Source organism: Pseudomonas sp. NBRC 111131, assembly GCF_001320525.1.
GTDB lineage: Bacteria > Pseudomonadota > Gammaproteobacteria > Pseudomonadales > Pseudomonadaceae > Aquipseudomonas > Aquipseudomonas ceruminis.
Map to the genome: position 1 here is coordinate 1 of NZ_BCBH01000081.1, position 2,279 is coordinate 2,279.

At 50.6% G+C, this 2,279-nt stretch carries 1 rRNA gene; it reads right to left on the reverse strand.

The window, feature by feature from the left end:
- A 23S ribosomal RNA gene (locus APH34_RS28300) occupies positions 1-2,104 on the reverse strand; the annotation flags it as partial.
- Positions 2,105-2,279 lie beyond the last annotated feature (175 nt).

Consider the following 2,279-nt stretch of genomic DNA (forward strand, 5'->3'; position numbering starts at 1 on the left):
CCTACACAAGCAAATTCAAAGTCCAGTGCAAAGCTATAGTAAAGGTTCACGGGGTCTTTCCGTCTAGCCGCGGATACACTGCATCTTCACAGCGATTTCAATTTCACTGAGTCTCGGGTGGAGACAGCGCCGCCATCGTTACGCCATTCGTGCAGGTCGGAACTTACCCGACAAGGAATTTCGCTACCTTAGGACCGTTATAGTTACGGCCGCCGTTTACCGGGGCTTCGATCAAGAGCTTCGCTTGCGCTAACCCCATCAATTAACCTTCCGGCACCGGGCAGGCGTCACACCCTATACGTCCACTTTCGTGTTTGCAGAGTGCTGTGTTTTTAATAAACAGTCGCAGCGGCCTGGTATCTTCGACCGGCATGGGCTTACGGAGCAAGTCCTTCACCCTCACCGGCGCACCTTCTCCCGAAGTTACGGTGCCATTTTGCCTAGTTCCTTCACCCGAGTTCTCTCAAGCGCCTTGGTATTCTCTACCTAACCACCTGTGTCGGTTTGGGGTACGGTTCCCAGTTATCTGAAGCTTAGGAGCTTTTCTTGGAAGCATGGCATCAACCACTTCGTCGCCTAATGGCAACTCGTCATCAGCTCTCGGCCTTGAAATCCCGGATTTGCCTAAGATCTCAGCCTACCACCTTAAACTTGGACAACCAACGCCAAGCTGGCCTAGCCTTCTCCGTCCCTCCATCGCAATAACTGGAAGTACAGGAATATTAACCTGTTTTCCATCGACTACGCTTTTCAGCCTCGCCTTAGGGACCGACTAACCCTGCGTCGATTAACGTTGCGCAGGAAACCTTGGTCTTTCGGCGTGCGAGTTTTTCACTCGCATTGTCGTTACTCATGTCAGCATTCGCACTTCTGATACCTCCAGCAAGCTTCTCAACTCACCTTCACAGGCTTACAGAACGCTCCTCTACCGCATCACCAAAGGTGATACCCGTAGCTTCGGTGCATGGTTTGAGCCCCGTTACATCTTCCGCGCAGGCCGACTCGACTAGTGAGCTATTACGCTTTCTTTAAAGGATGGCTGCTTCTAAGCCAACCTCCTAGCTGTCTAAGCCTTCCCACATCGTTTCCCACTTAACCATGACTTTGGGACCTTAGCTGACGGTCTGGGTTGTTTCCCTTTTCACGACGGACGTTAGCACCCGCCGTGTGTCTCCCATGCTCGGCACTTGTAGGTATTCGGAGTTTGCATCGGTTTGGTAAGTCGGGATGACCCCCTAGCCGAAACAGTGCTCTACCCCCTACAGTGATACATGAGGCGCTACCTAAATAGCTTTCGAGGAGAACCAGCTATCTCCGAGCTTGATTAGCCTTTCACTCCGATCCACAGGTCATCCGCTAACTTTTCAACGGTAGTCGGTTCGGTCCTCCAGTCAGTGTTACCTAACCTTCAACCTGCCCATGGATAGATCGCCCGGTTTCGGGTCTATACCCAGCGACTAAACGCCCTATTAAGACTCGCTTTCGCTACGCCTCCCCTATTCGGTTAAGCTCGCCACTGAATATAAGTCGCTGACCCATTATACAAAAGGTACGCAGTCACCTAACAAAGTAGGCTCCCACTGCTTGTACGCATACGGTTTCAGGTTCTATTTCACTCCCCTCTCCGGGGTTCTTTTCGCCTTTCCCTCACGGTACTGGTTCACTATCGGTCAGTCAGTAGTATTTAGCCTTGGAGGATGGTCCCCCCATGTTCAGACAAAGTTTCTCGTGCTCCGTCCTACTCGATTTCATTGACAAGAGATTTTCGTGTACGGGGCTATCACCCACTATGGCCGCACTTTCCAGAGCGTTCCACTAATCTCAAACCAACTTAAGGGCTGGTCCCCGTTCGCTCGCCACTACTAAGGGAATCTCGGTTGATTTCTTTTCCTCAGGGTACTTAGATGTTTCAGTTCCCCTGGTTCGCCTCTTGCACCTATGTATTCAGTACAAGATACTCAGCTTGTGCTGAGTGGGTTCCCCCATTCAGAGATCTCTGGATCACAGTCTGTTTGCCGACTCCCCAAAGCTTATCGCAGGCTACCACGTCTTTCATCGCCTCTGACTGCCAAGGCATCCACCGTATGCGCTTCTTCACTTGACCATATAACCCCAAGCAATCTGGTTATACTGTGAAGACGACATTCGCCGAAAATTCGCATGTTGCTCTTTCGAGCAGAACTCACAAATTTTACCTTAGCCTGATCACACACCAGTGAAAGTGCGTGTCAGTCTATATCTATCACATATCCGAATTTTTAAAGAACGATCTGACAAAA